This is a genomic window from Rhodopseudomonas palustris (assembly GCF_003591005.1).
Classification (GTDB): domain Bacteria; phylum Pseudomonadota; class Alphaproteobacteria; order Rhizobiales; family Xanthobacteraceae; genus Rhodopseudomonas; species Rhodopseudomonas palustris_K.
The window spans coordinates 105573-127959 of the sequence record NZ_QYYD01000003.1 but is presented as its reverse complement, the minus strand read 5'-3'; the positions used below and the strand labels follow the sequence as shown (position 1 = coordinate 127959).

Genomic DNA, 22387 nt, shown 5'->3' with positions numbered 1-22387 from the left:
CCGTCGATCAGGTTTCATCCATGCTCATCAAGTCCGCCACGCGCCTCGCGTGCGCGATGGCACTGCTGTTCAGCCCCGCGCTGAGCGGCGTGTCGCATGCACAAACGCTCACCATGAAGTCGGCGCTGCAGCGCGCGCTTGCCGCCAGTCCGCGGCTGACTGCTGCCGAGCGCGACATTGGCATCGCCACCGGCCAGCGCATCCAGGCTGGCACGCTGCTCAATCCGGAAATCTCCTACGAACAGGACGACTCGTTCGGCAGCGGCGCCTATCGCGGCACGCGATCGGCCGAGACGACGTTGCAGATCAGCCAGCTGTTCGAACTATTTGGCAAACGCGACGCGCGCATCGCGGTCGGTCAAGCGGGCATCGAAGTCGCCGCTGTGCAGCGCCGCGCGGTGCGGCTGGAGATCCTGTCCGAGACGGCGATCGCCTTCGTCAGCGTACTCGGTCTGCAGCAGCGCATCGCCATCCTGGATCAGCAGGTCGCCGCGATCGACAAACTCACCCCACTGCTGCAGCGACGGGTCGACGCCGGCGCCTCGTCGCCGGCCGAGACCGGCCGCGCCGAAGTCGCCTCGGCGCTGGTGAAGGCGGACCGCGAACGGGTGCGCGCGACGCTCACCAGCGCCCGCCGCGAACTCGCGGTGCTGATCGGCGACAGCGCGCCGAAATTCTCCACCGTCTCCGGCCGGCTCGAACCGAGCGGCCGGCCGCCGAGCTTCCAATCCGTCGTGCAGGCGATCGACGCCAATCCGCAATTGATGCGCTGGACCGCGGTCTATGCGCAGCGCAACGCCGAGCTGCTGCTGGCGCGGCTGAAGCCGTATCCGGACGTGCGCGTCAGCGCCGGCTGGCGTCACTACAACGAAACCAAGGACGACGCAGTGCGGTTGTCGGTGTCGGTGCCAATCCCGGTGTTCGATCAGAATCAGGGCAACATCCTCTCCGCGCAGGAGAGTCTGGCGAAGACCGCCGCCGAGCGCGCCGCCAATCGCAACACGCTGATCGTGCTCGCTGGCCGCGCTTACGACTCGCTGCAGGGCGCGCTCAGCGAACTCAAGGTGCTGCGCGAGATCGCGATCCCGAAAGCGCGCGACGCCGCCGCAGCGATCGCCGAGGGCTACGGCCAGGGCCGCTTCTCGCTGCTCGAAGTGCTCGATGCCCAGGCCAGCGTCGCGCAGGCGCAGCTCCGCGAGCAGGAAGCGCAGCAGAATTTCCATGTCGCCGTCGCCACCATCGAGGGGCTGGTCGGCAATCCGTTTTCACTGGCGCGGGGGAGCGCACGATGAACAGGACCGCAACGGTCATCGCGATCATTCTGGCTGCCGCGGCCGGCGCGCTGGGCGCGCGCTATCTGGCGCCGGACGAGCACCGCGCGCCGACCGAACATGCCCACGACAAGGTCGCGGAAGGCGAAAAGAAGTCTGGTCAACACGCCGAGCCCGACGAGCACGGCGCCCAGCGCATTCTGATCAGCGAGATCAAGCTCGCCGCGGCCGGCGCGAGCTTCGCCGAAGCCGGCTCGGCGACGCTCAGCGACTCGCTGGCGCTGAACGGCATCCTGCGCGCCAATCAGGAGACCCTTGTTCAGGTCACGCCGCGGTTTCCCGGCCTCGTCCGCACCATCCGTAAACGGATCGGCGATCAGGTGACCAGGGACGAGCCGATGGCGTCGATCGAGAGCAACCAGAGCCTGACCAGCTACGAGTTGAAATCGCCGCTCGCCGGCACGGTGATTGATCGCCAGATCTCGCTCGGCGAATACGCCTCCGAGCAGAAGCCGGCCTTCGTGGTCGCGGACCTCACGACGATCTGGGTCGATCTGTCGATCTATCGCCAGGACATCCAGCGCGTGAAGATCGGCGACGAGGTGCTGATCGATCCGGATGACGGCCGCAGCGAGATCAAGGGCCGCATCGACTATCTCGCGCCGATCGGCGCGCTCGATACGCAAACTGCGCTGGCGCGCGTCGTACTGCCAAATACGGACGGGCGGCTGCGGCCGGGCTTGTTCGTCACTGCCCGCTTAGTGCTCGCCAAGCGCGACGTTCCCGTCGCGGTGCGGGCCGACGCGATCCAGACGCTGGAGAACAAGACCGTGGTGTTCGTTCGCGAAGCCGACGACGCGCTCGAAGCCAGGCCGGTCGTGCTCGGCGAGCAGGACGCCCGCTTCGTCGAAATCAAGGCCGGGCTCGCCGCGGGCGAACGCTACGTCGCCGAAAACTCCTTCGTGGTGAAGGCCGAGATGGGCAAGGGTGAGGCCGAGCATGGTCATTGAGAGGATTCTCGCCTTCTCGATCCGCCAGCGCTGGCTGGTGCTGATCGCCGCGCTCGGCCTCCTCGCCTTCGGCGCGTGGAATTTCACCCGGCTGCCGATCGACGCGGTGCCGGACATCACCAACGTGCAGGTACAGATCAACACCCAGGCGCCCGGCTACTCGCCGCTCGAGACCGAGCAGCGCATCACCTTCCCGGTCGAGACCGCGATGGGAGGGCTGCCGAAATTGTCCTACACGCGCTCGCTGTCGCGCTACGGGCTGAGCCAGGTCACGATCGTGTTCGAGGACGGCACCGACATCTACTTCGCCCGCCAGCTTGTCAATGAGCGCATCCAGCAGGTGCGCGACCAGCTTCCCGCCGGCGTCGAGATGGCGATGGGGCCGATCTCCACCGGCCTCGGCGAGATCTACATGTACACGGTCGAGGCCAAGCCCGGCGCCACCAACGCCGACGGCAAGCCCTATTCGCCGAGCGATCTGCGCACCGTACAGGACTGGATCATCAAGCCGCAGCTGCGCAACGTGCCAGGCGTGATCGAGATCAACAGCATTGGCGGCTATCAGCGGCAATTCCACGTGCTGCCCGATCCGGGCAAACTGATCGCCTACCGGCTCGGCTTCCGCGACCTGATGGTCGCGCTGGCGGCGAATAACGCCAATGTCGGCGCCGGTTATATCGAGCGCAACGGCGAGCAGTATCTGGTCCGCGCGCCCGGCCAGGTCGGGACCAGCGCCGAGATCGAAGCCATCGTGGTCGGCACGCGCAGCGGAATTCCGGTGCGGATCAAGGACGTCGCCCAGGTGATCGAGGGCACCGAGCTGCGCACCGGCGCCGCGACCCTGAACGGCGAGGAAACCGTGCTCGGCACCGCGATGCTGCTGATCGGCGACAACAGCCGCACCGTGGCGCAGCGCGTCGCCGCCAAGCTGCAGCAGATTGCGAGTTCGCTGCCCGAGGGCGTTATCGCCCGCACCGTCTATGATCGCTCGCATCTGGTCGAGGCCACCATCAAGACGGTGGAGAGCAATCTGCTGGAAGGCGCCACGCTGGTGGTGGTCGTGCTGTTCCTGATCCTCGGCAACATCCGCGCCGCGCTGATCACCGCCTGCATCATCCCGCTGTCGATGGCGATGACCATCACCGGCATGGTCGAGACCAAGGTCTCCGCCAATCTGATGAGCCTCGGTGCGATCGATTTCGGCATCATCATCGACGGCGCGGTGATCATCGTCGAAAACTGCCTGCGGCTGCTCGCCGCCGCGCAGCATGACAAAGGCCGGCTGCTCAGTTTGAACGAGCGGATGCAGACGATCCTGGCCGGCGCCAGCGAGGTGATCAAGCCGAGTCTGTTCGGAACGCTGATCATCGCCGTGGTGTATCTGCCGGTTCTGACGCTGACCGGCGTCGAGGGCAAGATGTTCACGCCGATGGCGCTGACGGTGCTGATGGCGCTCGGCGCCGCGGCGCTGTTCTCGATCACCTTCGTGCCGGCCGCGGTCGCGATCTTCGTGTCCGGCAAGGTGTCGGAGAAAGAGAACATCGTGATGCGCGGCGCCAAGCGGATCTATCTGCCGCTGCTCACGCGCGCCATCATCTATCGCAAGAGCGTGGTGGTCGCCGCGATCGCCATCACGCTGGCGAGCGGTTTTGCGGCGACGCGGATGGGCGGCGAGTTCATTCCGAGTCTCGACGAGGGCGACGTCGCGCTGGCCGCGATCCGGATTCCCGGCACCAGCCTGACGCAGTCGCTCGCCTTGCAGATGGCGCTGGAGAAGCGCGTCCGGCAACTTCCCGAAGTGAAGGACTTCTTCACCCGCACCGGCACCGCCGAGGTCGCGACCGACCCGATGGCGCCGTCGATGTCGGACGGCTACATCATGCTGAAGCCGCGCGCCGAGTGGCCCGACCCGGCCAAGACCAAGGCCGAACTGGTCGAGGAGATCGAGAAGGCCGCCGAGGACATTCCCGGCAGCAACTACGAGATCTCCCAGCCGATCCAGCTGCGCATCAACGAGCTGGTGTCGGGCGTGCGCAGCGACGTCGGTGTCAAGATCTTCGGCGACGACCTCGACATCCTTCAAAACGCCGCCAAGCAGGTGCAGACCGCGATCCAGGGCATCCGCGGCGCCACCGACGTCAAGACCGAGCAAGTCGCCGGCCTGCCGATCCTCACCGTCAAGCTCGATCGGCTTGCGCTGTCGCGCTACGGACTCAGTGTCGCCGACGTGCAGGGCATCGTCGAGATGGCGATCGGCGGCAAGAGCGTCGGCAAGCTGTTCGAGGGCGACCGCCGTTTCGATATCGTGCTGCGGCTGCCGGAGCGGCTGCGCGTCAGTCCGGAGGCGATCCGGGCGATTCCCATTCCGCTGCCGCCGGCCGAGGAGCCGACCACGGGCCTCACCAAGGCCGCGATGGGATCGCAGGCGCTGCAGATGCGCCACATCCCGCTCTCCGCGGTCGCGACCGTCGAGGCCGCGCCGGGACCGAACCAGATCAGCCGCGAGAACGGTAAGCGCCGGATCGTGGTGACCACCAATGTGCGCGACCGCGATCTCGGCTCGTTCGTGGCCGAGGCGCAGCAGGCCGTCGCCGAGAAGGTGACGCTGCCGGCCGGCTACTGGATCGGCTGGGGCGGCCAGTTCGAGCAACTGGTCTCAGCGAGCAAGCGGCTGACCATCGTGGTGCCGGTGGCGCTGCTGCTGGTGTTGCTGCTGCTGTTCATGAGCCTGAACTCGGCGGCCGACGCGCTGCTGGTGTTCAGCGGCGTGCCGCTGGCGCTGACCGGCGGGGTCGCAGCGCTGCTGCTGCGCGGCATCCCGCTGTCGATCAGCGCCGGCGTCGGCTTCATCGCGCTGTCGGGCGTCGCGGTGCTCAACGGCCTCGTCATCATCGCCTTCATCGAACGCTTGCGCAGCGAGGGCAAGCCGGTGATCGAGGCGGTGCGCGAAGGCGCGGTCACGCGGCTGCGGCCGGTGCTGATGACCGCGCTGGTCGCCTCGCTTGGCTTCGTGCCGATGGCGATCGCAACCGGCGCCGGCGCCGAGGTGCAGAGGCCGCTCGCCACCGTGGTGATCGGCGGCATCATCTCGTCCACCATCCTGACGCTGCTAGTGCTGCCGGCGCTGTATGTGCTATTCCGCCGGGAGAGCGCTGCCAGTGCCGAAATCGCCGAGCCGGTGCGCCCCTAGTCAGGCGCGGGACGATTGCTCCAGCGCCTTTTCGATGCACTGCACCATCACCTGTGCGTCGAACGGCTTGCTCAGAAATGCGATCGCTCCGAACGCCTTGGCCCGCGCCTCGGCGCGCTCTTCCGGAAAGGCCGTGATGAACACCACCGGGCAGGCGCGGCCCTCGGTCAGCAACTGCGCGTGCAGGTCGAGGCCGCTGAGGCCCGGCATCTGCACGTCCGTGATCAGACACGCAGCCGAGCCGCACAGATCGGAAGCGAGATAATTATGCGCCGAGGAGAAGCCTCGGGCCTCGTGGCCGAGCGATCGCACCAGCGCAACGACGGCGATTCGAACGTTGTCGTCGTCATCGATCACCGCCACGATCTTGCCGATGGTCATTGCTGCCATCCTCGAGGGGTGATGCAGTGCGATCCCAGGTCCGCAAACCTTGCGACAGAGCAGATAGGCTCAGAAGTCATACGATGGTTTTATGCGAGGTTCGTTCCCGGAGCGCGACGAAGTTTCCTCATGGGCGCAGCATCGCGCGACAGCATTTCCGCTTGGGCAGCAAGCAGCCGTTAAACCTTGGTTTGATGATTTGTATACCAATGCAGGCCAATCCCGCCACGTTCGTGCGACTTGGCTTTGATTGTCTCTGTGTGTTCCCTGCGATCCAGCACCAATGCCATTGCGGATCCGGTGACGACGACGGAAGGCCACAGCACGATGGAAAGGTCAGGAGACGACATCACCGGCGAAACCACGACCGACCCTTTTGCATCAATCGCAGAATTCCTCGAAGAAGCCTCGGCCGCAGTCGCGGGTGACCCGATGGTGGCTCGCACCTGTATCGCGCGAGCTGCGATGCTGCTGCGGGAAGTGCAGGCGCGCCACGCCCCAGCCGGATGCGAGCCGTCGACGCGCGGCAGCGGCCCCGGCCTGGCGCGCTGGAAGCTTAACCGCGTCATATTGCATGTCGAGCAGCACCTCGATGGAAATCTGCGGGTCCGCGACCTTGCCAGGCTGACGGGACTTAGTCCCGGTCATTTCGCGCGGGCATTCCAGCAAAGCGTCGGAATCGCGCCGCGGCATTTCCTGATCGAACGCCGCATCGAGCGCGCCAAAACGCTGATGCAGACCTCCGACCTGACGTTGTGCGAAATCGCCCTGGCGTGCGGCTTGAGCGATCAGGCTCACCTGTCGCGGCTGTTTCGCCGCCACACCGGCACGACGCCGAATGCCTGGCGCCGCGAATGGCGGGCCGCGGGGCAGCGAACGCCCAATTTCGTCCGCTCGCCTGGCCTCGCAAGCGACGACAGCCCGCGTAGCGCGGACGCGTCCGCCGGCTAGGTCGACAACGCCGCCAGCCGCAATCGTGCGGCGACAGGCCCGGCCTCAGTTCCAGGCGTATTTCAGCGTCCCCAGCACCGTCCGCGCCGCACCGAGACCGCAATACGCCAGCCCGGTCACGCACGACGACACGTAGTAGTGGTTGCCGAGATTGGTGGCGTTGACCTGCGCGCTCCACCCCTTCAGGTCCGGCCGCACATATTGGAAGTCATAGCTGATCGCGGCGTCAAACAGCGTATAGCTCGGAATCAGGATGGTGTTGGCAGCATTGCCGTAGCTGGTTCCGACATAGCGCACGCCAGCGCCGAGCCCGAGACCTGCGACCGGCCCGCTGTAGAACGTGTATTTCGCCCACAGCGAGGCCTGATCCAGCGCGGTGTTGAGCAGATAGTTGCCGACTGTGCCGTCGTTTGCGGCCGTGACCCGCGGATCGTATTTGTTGTAGCCGCCGACGATCTCCAGTTCGCGCGTGACGTTGCCGCGCGCTTCGAACTCGAAGCCGCGCACCCGGACCTGGCCGGTCTGAACGCTGAACACGATGTTGGCCGGGTCCGCCGTCAGCACGTTCTTCTGGGTGATGTCGAACACCGCCGCGGTCAGCATCAGATTGGAACCGAACGGCTTGAACTTGACGCCGATCTCGCCACCTTCGCCGGTGGTCGGCTTGAACGTGGCGCCGAACCTGTCGGTGCCGGAGGCCGGCACGAACGACGACGAGTAGTTGACGTAGGGCGACAGCCCGAAATCGAACAGATAGTTCAGCCCGACCCGGCCAGTCGTCGCCTTGTCGTTCTGCAGATAGGTCCCGGCGGCCGGAAACAGACCGGTCGAGACGGTTTCGGCCTGCGCCCAGTCCTGACGGCCGGTCAGGGTCAGGGTCCAGCCGTCGTATTTGACCTGGTCCTGCAAATACAGGCCGGCTTGACTGGACGTGGTATTGGTGGCGATGAACGGCGACAGCGACGCCGCCGACGGCACGAAGGCGCCATACACCGGCGCAAACGCATCGATCGACGAAATCATCGTGAAGCGGTAATCGGACTTCGAGGTCTGGCGCTGATAGTCGAAGCCGGCCAGCACCTTGTGGAGAAGCGGCCCGGTCGCGAAGTCGGCCTGCAGCTGGTTGTCGAGCGCGACATTCTGAGCGCTGGAATTCACGTAGTTGTAGGACCGCAGCATCGTGCGGTTGTCGGCCAGCAAGCCTTCGGAGCGTACGCCGCCGAGATCCTGCGACACGTCGAAATAGCGCAGGTTGGACCTGAATTGGAGATTGTTGTCGAAGCGGTGCTCGAACGCATAGCCGACCGAGAACTGTTCGAGCGTGTAGCCGTCACGGTTCGGCTCGCCGAGATAGCGGCTGTAGGGCACTCTTCCGTATGGGTTCGGCAGCAGCGAGACTCCGCCGGGCACATATTGCTGCCAGCCGTCGGCCTTGATGTTGGAGTAGTGCGAGAGCAGCGTGAGCGAGGTGTCGGTGGTCGGCCGCCACGTCAGGCTGGGCGCGATATAGGCCTTGTTCTCGTGCACGAAGTCCTGCTGGCCATCGGTGCTGCGGCCGAGGCCGACGATGCGATAGAGGAATTCGCCGTTCTTGTCGATCGGCCCCGAACTGTCGAACGCGCCCTGAAACCGCTCGAACGATCCGAACGTGCCGATCACCTCGTGCTGCGCGTAGGGGGTCGGACGTTTGCTCACCATGTTGAGCAGGCCGCCGGGATCGGTCTGGCCATACAAACCCGACGACGGCCCGCGCAGCACTTCGAGGCGCTCCAGACCGTAGGTCTCGATCCGCGGATAGGCGAACTGCGTCCCCGGGTCGATCGGCAGCCGCAGCCCGTCGAGATAGCGTGGCACTTCGAAGCCGCGCAGCTTGAACGAATCGAAGAAGGTCGTGGCCCCATAAGTATCGAGCGTGACCCCCGGCGTGTAGCGCAACGCCTCGACAACGTTCTGCGCGCCCTGCGCCTGGATCTGGGCCTGCGTTACCACAGAGATCGACTGAGGGGTCGACAGGATAGGCGTATCGGTCTTGGTTCCGGTCGCGCTCTGATTGGCCAGATAGCCGACCACGGGGCCATTGGCACGCTCGATGCCGCGACCGGCATTGGCTGCGGCAGCGACCGGCGGAGCCGCGGGCTGGCGTGCGGGCGCCGCGGCACGGCGCGTCGTTGTCGGAGCGCGTGTTGCCCGCTGCGGCGGAGCTGCCCGCCGCGCGGTCTGCGGCTTCGGTGCATCGACCGTGACGGGTGGCAGATCGCGACCGGACTGCGCCTGCGCTTCGCCGAGGGGCAGGCTGACTCCAAGGGCGGTCGAGCAGATCAAGGCCTTGAAGATTGCGCTGCGCGCGAAGCGCCTCGTCGTCACCACCGTCATATCCTCGCCCCCGTCTTGATCGGCGGGCGACCACTTATCACATCATTGGCAGCTGACAGCCTGCAGCGACTTGGAATGTATCGAAATCCAGCAGGCGAGCGAGAGACAAGGCTCCAGGTTCCCCCTCTCCCGCTTGCGGAAGAGGGCCGGGTTGAGGGCGCCCCGGGCAGTGAGTCCGCGATCCACCAGACCTTAGACGATCGTCTTCAGGTACAGGCTCGGATCGAAATACTTCGATGCGGGGATGAACTCCTTGACGCCGGCATTGGCCATGAAGAAGTCGGTCGACTGCTGCAACCAGTTGGTGACGGTGCCGTCGGCATACATCCGCTTCCAGTCATGCGCGGTGAACATCTTCTGCGCCTTGAAGGATTCGTTGATGTCCGCCAGCGGCGTCTGGCTGTAGTGGTTCTTCTGCAGGCTCTCCATCGCCTCGACCGGATTGGCCATGATGTAGTCGTTGGCCTCGCCCCAACCGCGGATCAGCTTGGCCAGCGTCTCCTGATTGGGCTCGTAGTAGTCGTTGGCCGCCGCCCAGCCGCCGATGATCGCCGCCTGGGGGTAGTACGCCGAGGCGTCGGCCAGCATGATCGACCCCGGCACCTTGTCGCGCGCCGTGACGTTGAACGGCACCCACAGCGCCACCGCCGGGACCGCGCCGGAGACGAACGCCGTCACCGCCGCCGGCATGCTTTGATTGACGAGCTCCACTTCCTTCGGGTCGATCTTGTTGGCGCGTAGCGCGCGGTCGAGGAAGACATGCGCCGTGGTGCCTGTCGCCGTGGCGATACGCTTGCCGCGCAGATCGGCGAACGACCGAATGCCCTGGTCGGGCCGCACCCAGAGCTGCGCGGTGGCGACCTCGATGTCGTTGATCAGGAACACCTTGCCCTGGCCGCGCGCCGGGAAGTTGGATAGCACCGCGCCGGTGGCCAGCACGTCGAGGCTGCCGCCGATCAAAGCCTGGAAGATCTCGAGCCCGGTATTGAACTGGCGCAGTTCGAGCTCGAGCCCCTGCTTGGCGAAGCTGCCGCGATCCACCCCGGTCCAGATCTGTCCGTCGACTGCCACGGTGTGAAGATAGCCGACGCGGATCTTGGTCTTGGCCTGCGCGATCGCCGGCGCCGCGGGAGCGAAGCCGGCCATGGCGAGGCCGGCGGTCGTGGTCAGGAATTGTCGTCGATCCATGGCGTCACTCCTCCGATGATATTGTTTTGTGTTTTGTTATTCCGAAAATGAGGCCGGCCGCATCTGCGCCTGCTGGGCCCGGTATTCGTCCATCACCAGCTGGCGAATATGGCCGCGCAGCTCGGCGAATTCAGGACGCTCGTGGATCGAATCGTCGCGGGGATATGGGAACGGCACGTCGATGATCTGCTTGATCCGCGCCGGCCGCGCCGTCACCACGACGATGCGCGAAGCCAGATAAATCGCCTCCTCCACCGAATGGGTGATCAGCATCACCGTCTTGCGCTCGGCGGCCAGCACCTGCAGCAGCAGGTTCTGCATGTTGGCGCGGGTCTGCGCGTCGAGCGCGCCGAACGGCTCGTCCATCAGCAGGAACTGCGGCCGCGCCGCATAGGCGCGCGCGATCGCAAGGCGCTGCTTCATGCCGCCCGACAGATGCTTCGGATAGGAATTGGCGAAGTCCGACAGCCCCATCAGCTCGAGATAGTGCCGGCAGATATCTTCGCGTTCGCTCGCAGGGACGCGATTGGCGTCGAGCGTCAGGCCGAACGCGATGTTCTGCTTCACGGTCAGCCACGGGAACACGCCGTATTCCTGGAAGATCACGCCGCGCTCCGGGCCCGGCTTCTCAACCGGCTTGCCGTCGAACAGCACGCGCCCGGTGGTCGGCTTCTGGAAGCCGGCCAGCATGCTCATCATGGTGGTCTTGCCGCAGCCGGACGGGCCGATCACCGCGATGAAGTCGCCATCGTCGATGTCGTAGTGGACATCCTCGACCACATGCAGGCGTCCCTTGGCGGTCGCGAAGGACAGCGAGACGTGGTCGAATTGCGCGCGCTTGATCATCCGACGGCCCGATCCTGCCACACCAGCAATCGCGCACTGATCTTGCGCAGAATGAGATCCATGATCAGCGCAATCAGTCCGATGCAGATGATGCCCACATAGATGACGTCGAGCAGAAAATAGGTCGAGGCGTTCTGGATCATGGCGCCGAGGCCGCGCTGCGCGGCGATCAGTTCGGACGCTACCAGGGTCGCCCACGCGACGCCGAGCGCCACGCGCAGCGCCGTGAGGATGTGCGGCACGGTGAGCGGGATGATGACCTTGCGGAAAATCTCGAACTGATTGGCACCGAGCGTCTGTGCGACGCGGATGTAGATCGGCGCGATCTGCGACACGCCTTCGTACATCACGATGACGCCGGCGAAGAACGAGGCGTAGAACAGGATCACCAGCTTGGCGAGCTCATCGACGCCGAAATACACGATCACCAGCGGGATTAGCGCAATCGGCGGCAGCGCGCGGAAGAAATTGATCATCGGATCCGCAAAGGTACGCGCCGAGCGATACCAACCAAGCAGAAAGCCGACCGGTACCGCCGCGGCGATGCCGAACAGAACACCAAGAAACACCCGGCGCGTCGACGTGTAGATGTCGAGCAGCAGGTTCTCGCGCGTCAGCAGCTCGAAGAACTTGGCGGCGACCTGATGCGGCGCCGGGATCAGCGACGGATTGACAAGCCCGCTCCAGCGCACGCCGTACCACAGCAGGATCGCGCCGAGCCACGGCAACAGCCCGAGTGCAAAGCGTCGGACGAAGGCGCCGTCCATCCAGGAGCTTCCCCATTTCTCATTTGTGTTGGCGGCAAGTCATATTATAAATAGGATGACCAGACAAGAGCGCAGCGCGCGTGCGCCGCAAGGTTCAGATGACCACGCCCTTCACGATCCGCAGCCTGCAGGCATTCGCCTATCGCTATCCGCTGACGACGCCGGTGGTGACCTCGTTCGGCCGTATGACGTCGCGGCCGGCCGTATTCGTCCGCGTCGAGGACCACGACGGCACGGTCGGCTGGGGCGAAGCGTGGTGCAACTTTCCATCGCCGGGCGCCGAGCATCGCGCGCGGCTGATCAACGAAACCCTGGCGCCATTGGTGGTCGGCCAGCGCATGTCCGCGCCGGCCGAGCTGTTCGAACAACTAACGAATGCTACGGCCGTGCTGGCGCTGCAATCCGGCGAAGCCGGGCCGTTCGCGCAAGCAATTGCGGGCATCGACCTCGCCGTATGGGATCTGTTCGCGCGCCGCCGCAACACGCCGCTGTGGCGGCTGCTGGGCGGCGCTTCGCCGCGTATCCAGGTATATGCCAGCGGCATCAACCCGACCGGCACCGCAGCGATGGCCGAGGCCGCGTTGCAGCGCGGCTACCGGGCGTTGAAGCTCAAGGTCGGCTTCGGCGCCGACGTCGATAGCGCCAACCTTGCGGCGTTGCGCGGACTGATCGGTGACGGCTCGCTCGCTGCGGACGCCAACCAGGCTTGGTCGGTCGATCAGGCATTGGCCATGACACCGCGCCTTGCCGCCTTCGATCTCGCCTGGCTCGAAGAACCGATCCGCGCCGACCGGCCGCTTGCCGACTGGCAGCGGCTGCGGGACGGAATCGCTGTGCCGCTGGCGGCGGGCGAGAACATCACCAGCCGCGACGGCTTTGACGCGGCAATCGGCGGCGATGTGCTCCGCTTGATCCAGCCGGACATCGCCAAATGGGGCGGCCTGTCGCTGTGCGCCGGCATCGCCCGCGCGATCCGCGGCGCCGGCAAGCGGTTCTGCCCGCATTATCTCGGCGGCGGCATCGGCCTGCTCGCCTCCGCTCATCTCCTCGCCGGCATCGGTGGCAACGGACTGCTTGAGGTCGATTGCAACGACAATCCCCTACGCGATCAGTTCTGTGGCCCTGTCGCCGCGGTGCGCGACGGCTGGATAGAGCTCGGTGAAGCGCCGGGGCTGGGGTTCGAGCCCGACGTCGCGGCGATCGCGCAATGGCGGACGGCGTGACCATGACGGACTACGACTACATCATCGTAGGCGCCGGATCGGCCGGCTGTGTAGTCGCCAATCGGCTCTCGGCCGATCCGGCCTGCCGCGTGCTGCTGCTTGAAGCCGGGGGCCCGGACCGTAACTTCTGGCTCAAGATTCCGGTCGGCTATTATCGGGCGATTTATGACGAGCGCTTCGCCCGGCTGTTCACCACCGAACCGAGCGAGGGCACCGGCGGCCGCGCCATCGTCTGGCCGCGCGGCCGCGTCCTCGGCGGCTCCTCCTCGATCAACGGGCTGATCTTCATCCGCGGCCAGCATCAGGACTTCGACGACTGGGAGCGGCTCGGCGCGACCGGCTGGTCGTATCGCGACGTGCTGCCGCATTTCCGCCGCACCGAGCGCTATCGCGGCGGCGAAAGCCAGTATCACGGCGCGCTCGGCGAGTTCGAAGTGTCGGATTTGCGCAACGACAATCCGGCCTCCGCCGCCTGGGTCGAGGCCGCCGTCGAATTCGGCCTGCCGCGCAATCCGGATTTCAATGCGGAGACGACCTACGGGGTCGGCAGCTATCAGCTCGGCATCGGCCGCCATTGGCGCACCAGTGCAGCCTCGGCATTCCTGCGCCCGATCATGGACCGGCCGAACCTCACCGTCATCACCCGTGCGCAGGCCAGCAAGGTGACGTTCGACGGCACGACCGCCACCGGCGTCGAATGGATCGCTGGCGGCCAGGTGCATCGCGCCCGTGCCGCGCGCGAAGTGGTGCTGTCGGCCGGCGCGCTGCAATCGCCGCAATTGCTGCAACTGTCCGGCATCGGCCCGGCCGACTTGCTTCGCAGCCTCGGCATCCCGGTGATCGCCGATGCGCCGGAGGTCGGCGCCAATCTCCAGGATCACTATCAGGCGCGGCTGATCGTACGCCTCAATCAGAAATGGTCGCTGAACGACCACGTCCGCAATCCGGTCGAACTGACGCGGATGGGCTGGCAGTGGCTGACCAGCGGCCGTGGGCCGCTGACCGTCGGCGCCGGTCAGGTCGGCGGCGCCGCGTGTACCGAATACGCGCAGGACGGCCGCCCCGACGTGCAGTTCAACGTCATGCCGCTGTCGGTCGACAAGCCCGGCACGCCGCTGCACCGCTATTCTGGCTTCACCGCGTCGGTGTGGCAGGCCCACGCGCGCTCGCGCGGGCATCTGGCGATCCGCTCAACCGATCCGTTCGAGCAACCGCGCATCGTGCCGAACTACTTCGCCGAGGAGATCGACCGCAAGACCATCGTGGCGGGGCTCGAGATGCTGCGCGACATCTTCCGCCAACCGTCGTTCAGCAACCTTTGGGACCTCGAAGTCGTGCCCGGCGCAGCGGCGAATAGCCGTGCGGCGCTGTGGGAGTTCGCCCGCAACACTGGGGGCACCGTGTTTCACTGCGTCGGCACCTGCCGGATGGGCAGCGACGCGCAAGCCGTGCTCGATCCGCAGCTGCGGGTGCGCGGCGTCGAACGGCTGCGCGTGATCGACGCGTCGGTGATGCCGCAGATCACATCGGCCAACACCAACGCGACCAGCCTGATGATCGGAGAACACGGCGCGGCGTTGATCAAGCCAGGATAGGGCGCGCGATGGATCTGGATTCGGATAGCCACGTGCCGAAATACGCGCAGATCGCCGATATCTTCCGTCGCCGGATCGCGCGCGGCCAGTGGCCGACCGGATTTCGCCTGCCCGCCAACGAACAGCTCGCCGCCGAATTCGGCGTGTCGCGCGTTACAATCCGCCAGGCGGTCGAGTTGCTGGCGCGCGACGGCGCGCTGGAAGCCCAGCAGGGCCGCGGCACGTTTGTCACCGGCGGCGCCAGGCAAGACCGCTGGCTGCGGGTCGAAACCACGTTCGCCGACCTCGCCGAGATGTATCGCGACACGTCGCCGGAGATCATCACCATCTCCGAGAGCCGCAGCGTCGCACCGCTGTTGCCGGAAGATGGCAAGGCCGCCGCCAAGTACGTTTTCATGCGGCGGGTGCATTCGCGCGCCGCACAGCCCTATTGCGTGATCTCGATCTATCTCGACGAGTCGGTCTTCCGCCGTTCGCCCAAACGGTTTCGCAGCGAGACCGTGATCCCGATTCTCGCCGAGTTGAAGCAGCCCAAGATCGTGCGCGCCCGCCAGACCCTGACGATCGGCACCGCCGACGTCGACGTCGCGCGCCTGCTCCACGTGCCGCTGAATTCGCCTGTCGCCGAGGTGCGGCGCGTTTTCACGAGCGCCGACGGCACCGTGATCTATCTGGCCGAAGTGACTTACCGCGGCGATTTCGTCCGCATCGAGATGGACCTGCGGCCCTGAACGGTGGCTGCGCCGTTCGATGACCCTGCTGCTACTCGGAGAGACTGGATTTAGATCCGGGCCTGCTCGGCCAGCCGGTCGCGATGCTGCGGCGCCGCGACCGCGATCATCCGCCTTGCGCGCTCGGCGAGGCCGCAGCCGCGCAGTTCGGCGACGCCCCATTCGGTGACGATGGCGTCGACATCGGCGCGCGGCGTTGTCACCGTGTCGACCTGCGCGACGATGCGGCTGAAGCCGTCCGGGCCGCACGCCGGCAGCGCGATGATCGCGCGACCGCCCGGCGAGGCATTGGCGCCGCGGACGAAATCGAGCTGGCCGCCGATCGCGCCGATCGCGACGCCGTTCAGCGTCTCGGCATTGACGCTGCCGTCCAGCCCGACCTGCAGCGCCGAATTGATCGCGGTGAGCTTGCTGATCCGCCGCAGCACGCCGTGATCATGCGTGTAAGCGGCCGGCCGCATCAGCACCGCTTTGTTTTGATGCGCGTAGCCGTACAGCCGCTGGGTGCCGATCAGCTGATTGGTAATCGTAATGCCGGGATCGATGCCCTTGCGGGCGTTGGTGACGACGCCGCGCTCGATCAGGTCGACCACCGCGTCGTTGATCAGCCCGGAATGGATGCCGAGGTCGCGGGCATGCGTCAGCGACGACAGGATCGCATCGGGAATCTTGCCGACGCCGAACTGCAGCGTCGCGCCGTCGGCGATCAGCCCGGCCGCGTGGGCGGCAATCCTGCGCGATACGTCATCGACCGCGCCGGACGGCAACTCCAGCGGCTTGCGCCGCGCGGCGACGCGGTGGTGGATCGCGATGTCGTCAGGCCACTCGGCCCCATAGGTGAACGGCGCGTCCGGGTTGATCTCGGCGATCACCAAGCGGGCCCGGCGCGCCGCGTCGATCACATAGTCGCACGACAGGCCGGCGCTGAGTTGGCCATCAGCCGCTTCCGCGAGCTGGACCAGCACCACATCTGCGCGGTGGCGTCCGGTGGCAAAATCGGCGCAGAACGCCGAGTAGTTGCTCGGGATGACGTCGAGCCGGCCGGCACGTGCCAGCTTGCGCGCGTTGCCGATCACGCCGTAACTGACGAAGGAGACGTTCGGCGGCGGCGGCGCGAACGTTTCCGAGAACACCGGCCCCAGCATCAGCCGGAACGGCGGCAGAGTTGCCGCCTGCGCCATCAGCGCTTCGGTGAGCGTCAGCGGCTCGGCGGTGGCCTGGCCGCAAACCACGAGATCACCGGCCCGGATCAGGCCGTCAAAGTCGAGCGTGCTTGTGGCGGACATCGGCGGCGCGCCGCAGCCTACGATCAGTACGACTTCGCCAGGCCGAGCACCTTCTCGGCGATGAAGCTGAGCGCGAGCTGCGGGCTGACCGGCGCGATGCGCGGGATCAGCACTTCGCGCAGGTAGCGCTCGACGTGATACTCTTTGGCGTAGCCGAAGCCGCCATGGGTCATCACCGCCTGCTCGCAGGCCTGGTAGCCGGCTTCGCCGGCGAGGTACTTCGCCGCGTTCGCGGCGGCCCCGCACGGCATGCCGTTGTCGTATTGCCACGCCGCCGACATCACCATCAGCCACGCCGCTTCGAGCTCGACCCAGTTCTTCGCCAGCGGATGCTGGATCGCCTGGTTCTGGCCGATCGGGCGGTTGAACACGATCCGGCTCTTGGCATACTCGGTGGCGCGCGACAGCGCGCATTGGCCGAGGCCGACCGCCTCGGCGGCGATCAGCACGCGCTCGGGGTTCATGCCCTCGAGGATATACTGAAAGCCCTTGCCTTCCTCGCCGATGCGATCTTCCTCCGGGATCTCGAAATCCTCGAAGAACAGCTCGTTGGAGTCGACGATCTTGCGGCCCATCTTCTCGATCTCGTGCACCTTGATCTTGGTGCGATCGAAATCGGTGTAGAACAGGCTGAGGCCGTGGGTCGGCGACTTCACCTCATCGAGCGGCGTCGTGCGCGCCAGCAGCAGGATCTTGTGCGCGACCTGCGCGGTCGAGATCCACACCTTCTGGCCGTTGACGATGTAGCGGTCGCCTTTCTTCACCGCGCGGGTCTTGAGCTGCGTGGTGTTGAGGCCGGTGTTCGGCTCGGTCACAGCGAAGCACGCCTTTTCGCGGCCTTCGACCATCGGCGGCAGCATGCGCATGCGCTGCTCCTCGGTGCCGAACACCACCACCGGATTGAGGCCGAACACGTTGATATGCACCGCCGAGGCACCCGACATGCCGGCGCCGGACTCCGAGATCGTGCGCATCATGATGGCCGCCTCGGTGATGCCGAGGCCGGAGCCGCCATAGGCTTCCGGCACGCAGATGCCGAGCCAGCCGGCGTCGGCCAGCGCCTTGTGGAAGTCGTGCGGGAAGCCGCCCTCGCGATCCTTCTTCAGCCAATAGGCGTCGTCGAATCCTTCGCAGATCTTGGCGATGGCGTCGCGGATGGCTTGCTGCTGATCGGTGAGGGCGAAGTCCATGGCTGGCTCTTTGTGTTTGTTGCTGAAAAGATCGGCGGACGACGCAGCGGCGCTAAGGCGCCATCTGCGACGGCAGCCACAGGATGATGCTGGGGAACGCCACCATCACGGCGATCGCGAGCAGATGCGCGATGAAGTGCGGGAAGGTGCCGTGGAAGACTTCGGCGACCGGCCGCTTGGCATAGCGCGCGACGATGAAGCAGTTCAGGCCGACCGGCGGCGTGATCATGCCGACTTCGGCGGTGACGATCTTGATCACGCCGAACCAGATCGGATCGAAGCCGAGCGACTTGATCAACGGCATCACGATCGGCACCGTCAGCACCAGAATGGCGATCTGGTCCATGAACGAGCCGAGCACGATATAGCCGCACAGGATCAGCACGATGATCACCCAGCGCGACGTTTCCAGCGAGCCGACCCAGGCGACCAGGTCCTGGGTGACGTGGGTGAGGGTGAAGAAGTATCCGAAGATCGAGGCACCGACCAGAATGGTGACGATCATGCAGGTGCCGTAGCTGGCGCTGAGCAGCGCCTTGTACAGCGTCCGCGGCGTTACCTTGCGCTTGGCGAACGCCAGCACCAGCGCGCCGGCGGCGCCGAGCGCCGAGGCTTCGGTCGGGGTGGCGACGCCGAGATAGATGGTGCCGGTGACCAGCCCGAACAGCGCCAGCATCGGCCCGATCTGCCACAGCAGGAGAAATCGCTCGCGCCACGGCACCGATTCGACGCGCGGCGCCCGCGACGGATCGAGCCAGACCAGCACGTAGATCGTCGCCATGATGGTCGCAGTGACCAGCGCAGCCGGAATGATGCCGCCGATCAGCAATTGGCCGATGTTCACTTCGGCGAGCAGGCCGAAGATCACCAGCGCCACGCTCGGCGGGATCAGCATCGCCAGCGTGCCGGAGATTGCCACCACGCCGGCCGCCATCTTCGGCTCGTAGCCCTGCTTGATCATTGCCGGCAGGCTGGTCGACGACAGTGTTGCGGCTGACGCCGTGCTGGTGCCGCAGATCGCGCCGAAGCCGGCGCCGGCGAGCGCGGTCGCCATGCCGAGGCCGCCGGGAATGCGCCCAACCCAGGCCGAGGCGGTCTTGAACAGCGCATCGGCAACGCCGGACAGCAGCACCAGTTCGGCCATCAGCAGAAACATCGGGATGGTGATCAGTTCGTAGGACGACACCGTCGACAACGGCGCGGTCTCCAGAATGCCGAACAGCGTGCCGGTGCCGCCGACCATTAGCAGGCCGACCGAGCCGGAGAACGCCATCGCAAAGCCGACCGGCGTGCCGATCGCGAGCAGGACGAACAGCAGGCCGAGAACGATCAAGGTTGTCATGTCAGGTGCCGCTATTCGAAGGATTTGGCTTCGCCGACCCCGACCAGGGGCGGCAGCGGATAGAGATCGCGGCCGGTGACGAGGCTCGCCGCGTGGCCGGCCAGCATCAGCAGCAGCCGCAGCACCAGCACGCCGCAGCCGAACGGCACCAACGCCGCCGAGATCCAGGTCGGCCACGGGATCGCGCCGGACAGCACGTCGTTCTGCTCGAAATTATCGAGCGCGCGGTCGAACCCGACCTTGCACAGCAGTGCGAACACGAACAGGCCGGTGAGCGCGGTGACGATCTCGGCGAGTCGCCGCCCCGCGGGCGAGAACCGCGGCACCAGGATGTCGACGCCGACATGGACGTGCTCGCGCAGCGCGTCCGACAGCGTCAGGAAGAACACGCCGGCCATCAAATACAGGCCGATGAGATCGTAGGTGAAGGAGAACGGGCGATTCAGCACGTAGCGCATGAACACATCCGCCACCACCAGCATCATGATTACGAACATGAAGCTGACGGCGATCAGCGTCAGCGCCCGTTCGAGCGCTGCAAGCGTGGCACTGGCTCGCTGCATCACGCGGTCTCCACTGTTAGGGCGGATGATTACTTGCCGGTGTCGGCGAGCAGCTTCTGGAATTCCAGGAGCGCCTCGGTGCCCGGCTTGCCGCGCGAGTCGATGCCGGCCGCCCATTCCTTGGCGACGCCCATGAGCTTGTCCTTCATCTGCGCCTTGGCGGCGTCGGGGATCGGTTCGAAGCTGACGCCGGCGTCGGTGAGCTGCTTGCGGGTCTGCTGCTGCTCCTTGTCGACATCGGCACAAACCTTGGACTCGATCGCCTCGGAGGCTTCTTCCATCGCCTTCTTGGCGTCGGCCGGCAGCTTGTTCCAGGCTCGCTCGCTGATCGAATAAGCGACGATGAACGAGCCGAAGCTGACACCGTCGGTGGCGTGCTTGACCAGCTTGTCGAGGCCGTAGGACGCGATGCTGTCGGCCGGGAACAGCACGCCGTCCATGGTGCCGCGCGCCAGCGACTCATAGGCGTCCGGCGCCGCCATGCGCACCGGCACGGATCCCAGCGCCCGCAGTGTCAAGTCCTGCGCGCCGCCTGTCGAGCGCAGCTTGAGACCCTGGATCGCCTCCATCGAGTCGACCTTCTGCTTGACGGTGAAGACCTGATAGGGCGGCAACACCACCGCCATCAGCAGCTTGATCTTGTTGGGCGCGTATTCCTGCTTGGCGAGCACGCCCTCGCGCGCGCTCTTCCAATAGGCCAGCGTGCCCTGGCAGCTGGTGGTGAAGGATTCCGGCAGCTGCGCCACTTCCGACAGCGGCATCTTGTCGGACGCATAAGACGGCGCGATGTAGCCGATATCGACCACGCCGGACTGCGTCAGCCGCAGCAGGTCGGTCGCCTTGCCCATCTGCTGATTGGGATAATAGCTGAAGGTCACCGCGCCGTTGGTGCGCTTGGTGACGTCGTCCATCCACGGCTTGAGCATCAGGCGAACAAGGTAGTGCCCGGCCGGAAACGAGTCGGCGACCTTGAGCTCGACCGCCTGGGCCGACACAATCGTCACCGGCAGCGCCAATGCCGCCGCCAAAGCCATGCTCTTCCGCATCCGATGTCCTCCCTGAGCCGTCGCCCTGCGAACGGGCGACGTTGCGGCTGGCGCCGCTTCTTGATGTTTCAATCGTACATACAGGTGAATTTATTAGTCAACGTAATGGACAATGCATGCAGCCATGCAGTCAGCGTGCAGCGAAACCGATTGACCGGCGATGTTTCTGAATTCTAGCTACAAACCGATGAACTGAAGGAACGGCCGTTGGGACCTCTGTCTGGCATCACGATTCTCGATCTGACCTCGGTGCTGATGGGCCCCTATGCGACCCAGACGCTGGCCGACATGGGCGCCGACGTCATCAAGGTGGAAAGTCCGGACGGCGACATCGTCCGCCACATCGGCCCGGGCCGGACCCCGGGCATGGGCGGGATGTTTCTCAACACCAACCGCGGCAAGCGCAGCATCGTCATCGATCTCAAGCAGGACGACGGTCGCAAGGCGCTGCTGCGGCTCGCCGAGCGCGCCAATGCGCTGATCTACAATGTGCGGCCGCAGGCAATGGCCCGGCTCGGGCTGAGCTACGAGCAGGTCGCCGCGGTCAATCCCGGCATCGTCTATCTCGGCGCCTTCGGCTACGGCCAGGATGGCCCCTATGCCGCCAAGCCGGCCTATGACGATCTGATCCAGGGCGCCGCCGGCGTGCCGACGCTGCTCGCCGCCGCCGGCGACGGCACGCCGCGCTACGTGCCGATCACCATCGCCGACCGAATCGTCGGGCTGATGGCGGTCAACGCCATGCTGGGCGCGCTGCTGCATCAGCAGCGCAGCGGCGAAGGCCAGCGCATCGACGTGCCGATGTTCGAATCGATGGCGTCGTTCGTGCTGGTCGATCACCTCGGCGGCCTGACTTACGACCCGCCGCTCGACCACGGCGGCTATGCCCGGCTGCTGTCACGCTACCGCAAGCCGTACCAGACCAGCGACGGCTTCCTCTGCGTGCTGATCTACAACGACAAACAATGGCGCAGTTTCTTCGAAGCGATCGACCGCACCGACTTTCTGGCGCAGCCGCGCTTTGCCAACCACGCCGCGCGCACCAAGCATATCGACGAGATCTACGAGGAAATCGGCGCGATCTTCCTGACCCGCAGCACCGCGGAATGGCGCGAACTGCTCGAGCGCGCCGATATCCCGGTGATGCCGATGCACAGCATGGAGTCGATCCTCGAGGATCCGCATCTGCAGGCCATCGGCTTCTTCGAGACGATCGAGCATCCGGTCGAAGGCCGCGTTCGCCAGATGAAGGTGCCGTCGACCTGGAGCGCGACGCAGCCGCAGCCGGGCGGGCCTGCCCCGACGCTCGGCGGCAACGGTCGCGACATCCTGAGCGAGGCCGGCTTCACGGCGGAAGAAATCGAGCGCCTGGGCCGCAGCAAAGCAGTCCAGCTTCCAGACTGAGATTGGCCCAGTCGAGCCCAACAACACCAG

The 22387-nt window shown here is 65.8% G+C and carries 18 protein-coding genes; 8 read left to right on the top strand and 10 right to left on the bottom strand.

The genetic code is table 11. The features are described 5' to 3' along the window. Positions 1-20: 20 nt before the first annotated feature. The 3 genes from ihpA to D4Q52_RS04010 are packed head-to-tail and all read left to right on the top strand — an operon-like array spanning position 21 to position 5471. Entirely contained in the window at positions 21-1292 is a 1272-nt protein-coding gene (gene ihpA / locus D4Q52_RS04020) for a divalent metal ion exporter subunit IhpA (RefSeq protein WP_119855262.1), read from the top strand. Beyond that, positions 1289-2281 (top strand): divalent metal ion exporter adaptor subunit IhpB, encoded by a 993-nt coding sequence (gene ihpB, locus D4Q52_RS04015; protein ID WP_119855261.1) that lies wholly within the window; start codon positions 1289-1291, stop codon positions 2279-2281. Before ihpA ends, ihpB begins: the two co-directional genes overlap by 4 nt. After that, complete coding sequence (locus D4Q52_RS04010) at positions 2271-5471, top strand: efflux RND transporter permease subunit (protein ID WP_119855260.1); 3201 nt, start codon at positions 2271-2273, stop codon at positions 5469-5471. The genes ihpB and D4Q52_RS04010 overlap by 11 nt, the downstream gene beginning before the upstream one ends. On the opposite strand, the gene D4Q52_RS04005 is transcribed toward D4Q52_RS04010, so the two are convergent. Further along, a complete protein-coding gene (locus tag D4Q52_RS04005; protein ID WP_119855259.1) occupies positions 5472-5852 on the bottom strand; it encodes a response regulator transcription factor in 381 nt (126 codons plus the stop codon). It abuts the gene before it with no gap. 327 nt (positions 5853-6179) lie between these two features. Between D4Q52_RS04005 and D4Q52_RS04000 the strand changes: the two genes are divergently transcribed. Beyond that, positions 6180-6803, top strand: a complete 624-nt coding sequence (locus D4Q52_RS04000) for a helix-turn-helix domain-containing protein (RefSeq protein ID WP_119855258.1) — start codon at positions 6180-6182, stop codon at positions 6801-6803. A gap of 45 nt (positions 6804-6848) precedes the next feature. On the opposite strand, the gene D4Q52_RS03995 is transcribed toward D4Q52_RS04000, so the two are convergent. The 4 genes from D4Q52_RS03995 to D4Q52_RS03980 form a co-directional block, all read right to left on the bottom strand. After that, positions 6849-9176, bottom strand: coding sequence for a TonB-dependent siderophore receptor (locus tag D4Q52_RS03995; protein WP_119855257.1), 2328 nt, complete (start codon positions 9174-9176; stop codon positions 6849-6851). 192 nt (positions 9177-9368) lie between these two features. Next, positions 9369-10364, bottom strand: coding sequence for an ABC transporter substrate-binding protein (locus tag D4Q52_RS03990; RefSeq protein ID WP_119855256.1), 996 nt, complete (start codon positions 10362-10364; stop codon positions 9369-9371). A gap of 36 nt (positions 10365-10400) precedes the next feature. Continuing rightward, a complete protein-coding gene (locus D4Q52_RS03985) occupies positions 10401-11210 on the bottom strand; it encodes an ABC transporter ATP-binding protein (protein WP_119855255.1) in 810 nt (269 codons plus the stop codon). After that, positions 11207-11977 (bottom strand): ABC transporter permease, encoded by a 771-nt coding sequence (locus D4Q52_RS03980; protein WP_119855254.1) that lies wholly within the window; start codon positions 11975-11977, stop codon positions 11207-11209. Before D4Q52_RS03980 ends, D4Q52_RS03985 begins: the two co-directional genes overlap by 4 nt. A 98-nt stretch (positions 11978-12075) precedes the next feature. Between D4Q52_RS03980 and D4Q52_RS03975 the strand changes: the two genes are divergently transcribed. Genes D4Q52_RS03975 through D4Q52_RS03965 form a run of 3 tightly spaced genes read left to right on the top strand, consistent with a single transcriptional unit; the run spans position 12076 to position 15526 of the window. Then, a complete protein-coding gene (locus D4Q52_RS03975) occupies positions 12076-13200 on the top strand; it encodes a mandelate racemase/muconate lactonizing enzyme family protein (protein ID WP_119855422.1) in 1125 nt (374 codons plus the stop codon). 2 nt (positions 13201-13202) lie between these two features. Further along, on the top strand, positions 13203-14795 hold the full coding sequence (locus D4Q52_RS03970) for a GMC family oxidoreductase N-terminal domain-containing protein (RefSeq protein ID WP_210210127.1): 1593 nt from the start codon (positions 13203-13205) through the stop codon (positions 14793-14795). 8 nt (positions 14796-14803) lie between these two features. Then, the gene (locus tag D4Q52_RS03965; protein WP_119855252.1) at positions 14804-15526 is read left to right on the top strand and encodes a GntR family transcriptional regulator; all 723 of its coding nucleotides are present in this window, start codon (positions 14804-14806) and stop codon (positions 15524-15526) included. A gap of 50 nt (positions 15527-15576) precedes the next feature. On the opposite strand, the gene D4Q52_RS03960 is transcribed toward D4Q52_RS03965, so the two are convergent. The 5 genes from D4Q52_RS03960 to dctP are packed head-to-tail and all read right to left on the bottom strand — an operon-like array spanning position 15577 to position 20953. Beyond that, on the bottom strand, positions 15577-16812 hold the full coding sequence (locus D4Q52_RS03960; RefSeq protein ID WP_119855251.1) for an acetyl-CoA hydrolase/transferase family protein: 1236 nt from the start codon (positions 16810-16812) through the stop codon (positions 15577-15579). Positions 16813-16835: 23 nt separating this feature from the next. Beyond that, positions 16836-18002 (bottom strand): acyl-CoA dehydrogenase family protein, encoded by a 1167-nt coding sequence (locus D4Q52_RS03955; protein ID WP_119855250.1) that lies wholly within the window; start codon positions 18000-18002, stop codon positions 16836-16838. Positions 18003-18054: 52 nt separating this feature from the next. Then, positions 18055-19344: a TRAP transporter large permease gene (locus tag D4Q52_RS03950; RefSeq protein ID WP_119855249.1), complete on the bottom strand. Its 1290-nt coding sequence runs from the start codon at positions 19342-19344 to the stop codon at positions 18055-18057. 11 nt (positions 19345-19355) lie between these two features. Further along, on the bottom strand, positions 19356-19907 hold the full coding sequence (locus D4Q52_RS03945; RefSeq protein ID WP_182915226.1) for a TRAP transporter small permease: 552 nt from the start codon (positions 19905-19907) through the stop codon (positions 19356-19358). A gap of 29 nt (positions 19908-19936) precedes the next feature. Beyond that, positions 19937-20953, bottom strand: coding sequence for a TRAP transporter substrate-binding protein DctP (dctP, locus tag D4Q52_RS03940; protein ID WP_119855247.1), 1017 nt, complete (start codon positions 20951-20953; stop codon positions 19937-19939). Positions 20954-21160: 207 nt separating this feature from the next. Here dctP and D4Q52_RS03935 point away from each other — a divergent pair, with 207 nt between their 5' ends. Then, positions 21161-22357 (top strand): CaiB/BaiF CoA transferase family protein, encoded by a 1197-nt coding sequence (locus D4Q52_RS03935; RefSeq protein ID WP_119855246.1) that lies wholly within the window; start codon positions 21161-21163, stop codon positions 22355-22357. The last annotated feature ends 30 nt before the right edge of the window (positions 22358-22387 follow it).

Excerpts from the sequence above, each read along its gene's own strand:
- D4Q52_RS03985 (WP_119855255.1), bottom strand. The coding sequence starts at position 11,210 with ATGATCAAGCGCGCGCAATTCGACCACGTCTCGCTGTCCTTCGCGACC.
- D4Q52_RS03965 (WP_119855252.1), top strand. The coding sequence starts at position 14,804 with ATGGATCTGGATTCGGATAGCCACGTGCCGAAATACGCGCAGATCGCC.
- D4Q52_RS03950 (WP_119855249.1), bottom strand. The coding sequence starts at position 19,344 with ATGACAACCTTGATCGTTCTCGGCCTGCTGTTCGTCCTGCTCGCGATC.
- D4Q52_RS04010 (WP_119855260.1), top strand. The coding sequence starts at position 2,271 with ATGGTCATTGAGAGGATTCTCGCCTTCTCGATCCGCCAGCGCTGGCTG.
- D4Q52_RS03970 (WP_210210127.1), top strand. The coding sequence starts at position 13,203 with ATGACGGACTACGACTACATCATCGTAGGCGCCGGATCGGCCGGCTGT.
- ihpB (WP_119855261.1), top strand. The coding sequence starts at position 1,289 with ATGAACAGGACCGCAACGGTCATCGCGATCATTCTGGCTGCCGCGGCC.
- D4Q52_RS03945 (WP_182915226.1), bottom strand. The coding sequence starts at position 19,907 with ATGCAGCGAGCCAGTGCCACGCTTGCAGCGCTCGAACGGGCGCTGACG.
- D4Q52_RS04005 (WP_119855259.1), bottom strand. The coding sequence starts at position 5,852 with ATGACCATCGGCAAGATCGTGGCGGTGATCGATGACGACGACAACGTT.
- D4Q52_RS03975 (WP_119855422.1), top strand. The coding sequence starts at position 12,076 with ATGACCACGCCCTTCACGATCCGCAGCCTGCAGGCATTCGCCTATCGC.
- dctP (WP_119855247.1), bottom strand. The coding sequence starts at position 20,953 with ATGCGGAAGAGCATGGCTTTGGCGGCGGCATTGGCGCTGCCGGTGACG.
- D4Q52_RS03955 (WP_119855250.1), bottom strand. The coding sequence starts at position 18,002 with ATGGACTTCGCCCTCACCGATCAGCAGCAAGCCATCCGCGACGCCATC.
- D4Q52_RS04000 (WP_119855258.1), top strand. The coding sequence starts at position 6,180 with ATGGAAAGGTCAGGAGACGACATCACCGGCGAAACCACGACCGACCCT.
- D4Q52_RS03980 (WP_119855254.1), bottom strand. The coding sequence starts at position 11,977 with ATGGACGGCGCCTTCGTCCGACGCTTTGCACTCGGGCTGTTGCCGTGG.
- D4Q52_RS03990 (WP_119855256.1), bottom strand. The coding sequence starts at position 10,364 with ATGGATCGACGACAATTCCTGACCACGACCGCCGGCCTCGCCATGGCC.
- ihpA (WP_119855262.1), top strand. The coding sequence starts at position 21 with ATGCTCATCAAGTCCGCCACGCGCCTCGCGTGCGCGATGGCACTGCTG.
- D4Q52_RS03960 (WP_119855251.1), bottom strand. The coding sequence starts at position 16,812 with ATGTCCGCCACAAGCACGCTCGACTTTGACGGCCTGATCCGGGCCGGT.
- D4Q52_RS03995 (WP_119855257.1), bottom strand. The coding sequence starts at position 9,176 with ATGACGGTGGTGACGACGAGGCGCTTCGCGCGCAGCGCAATCTTCAAG.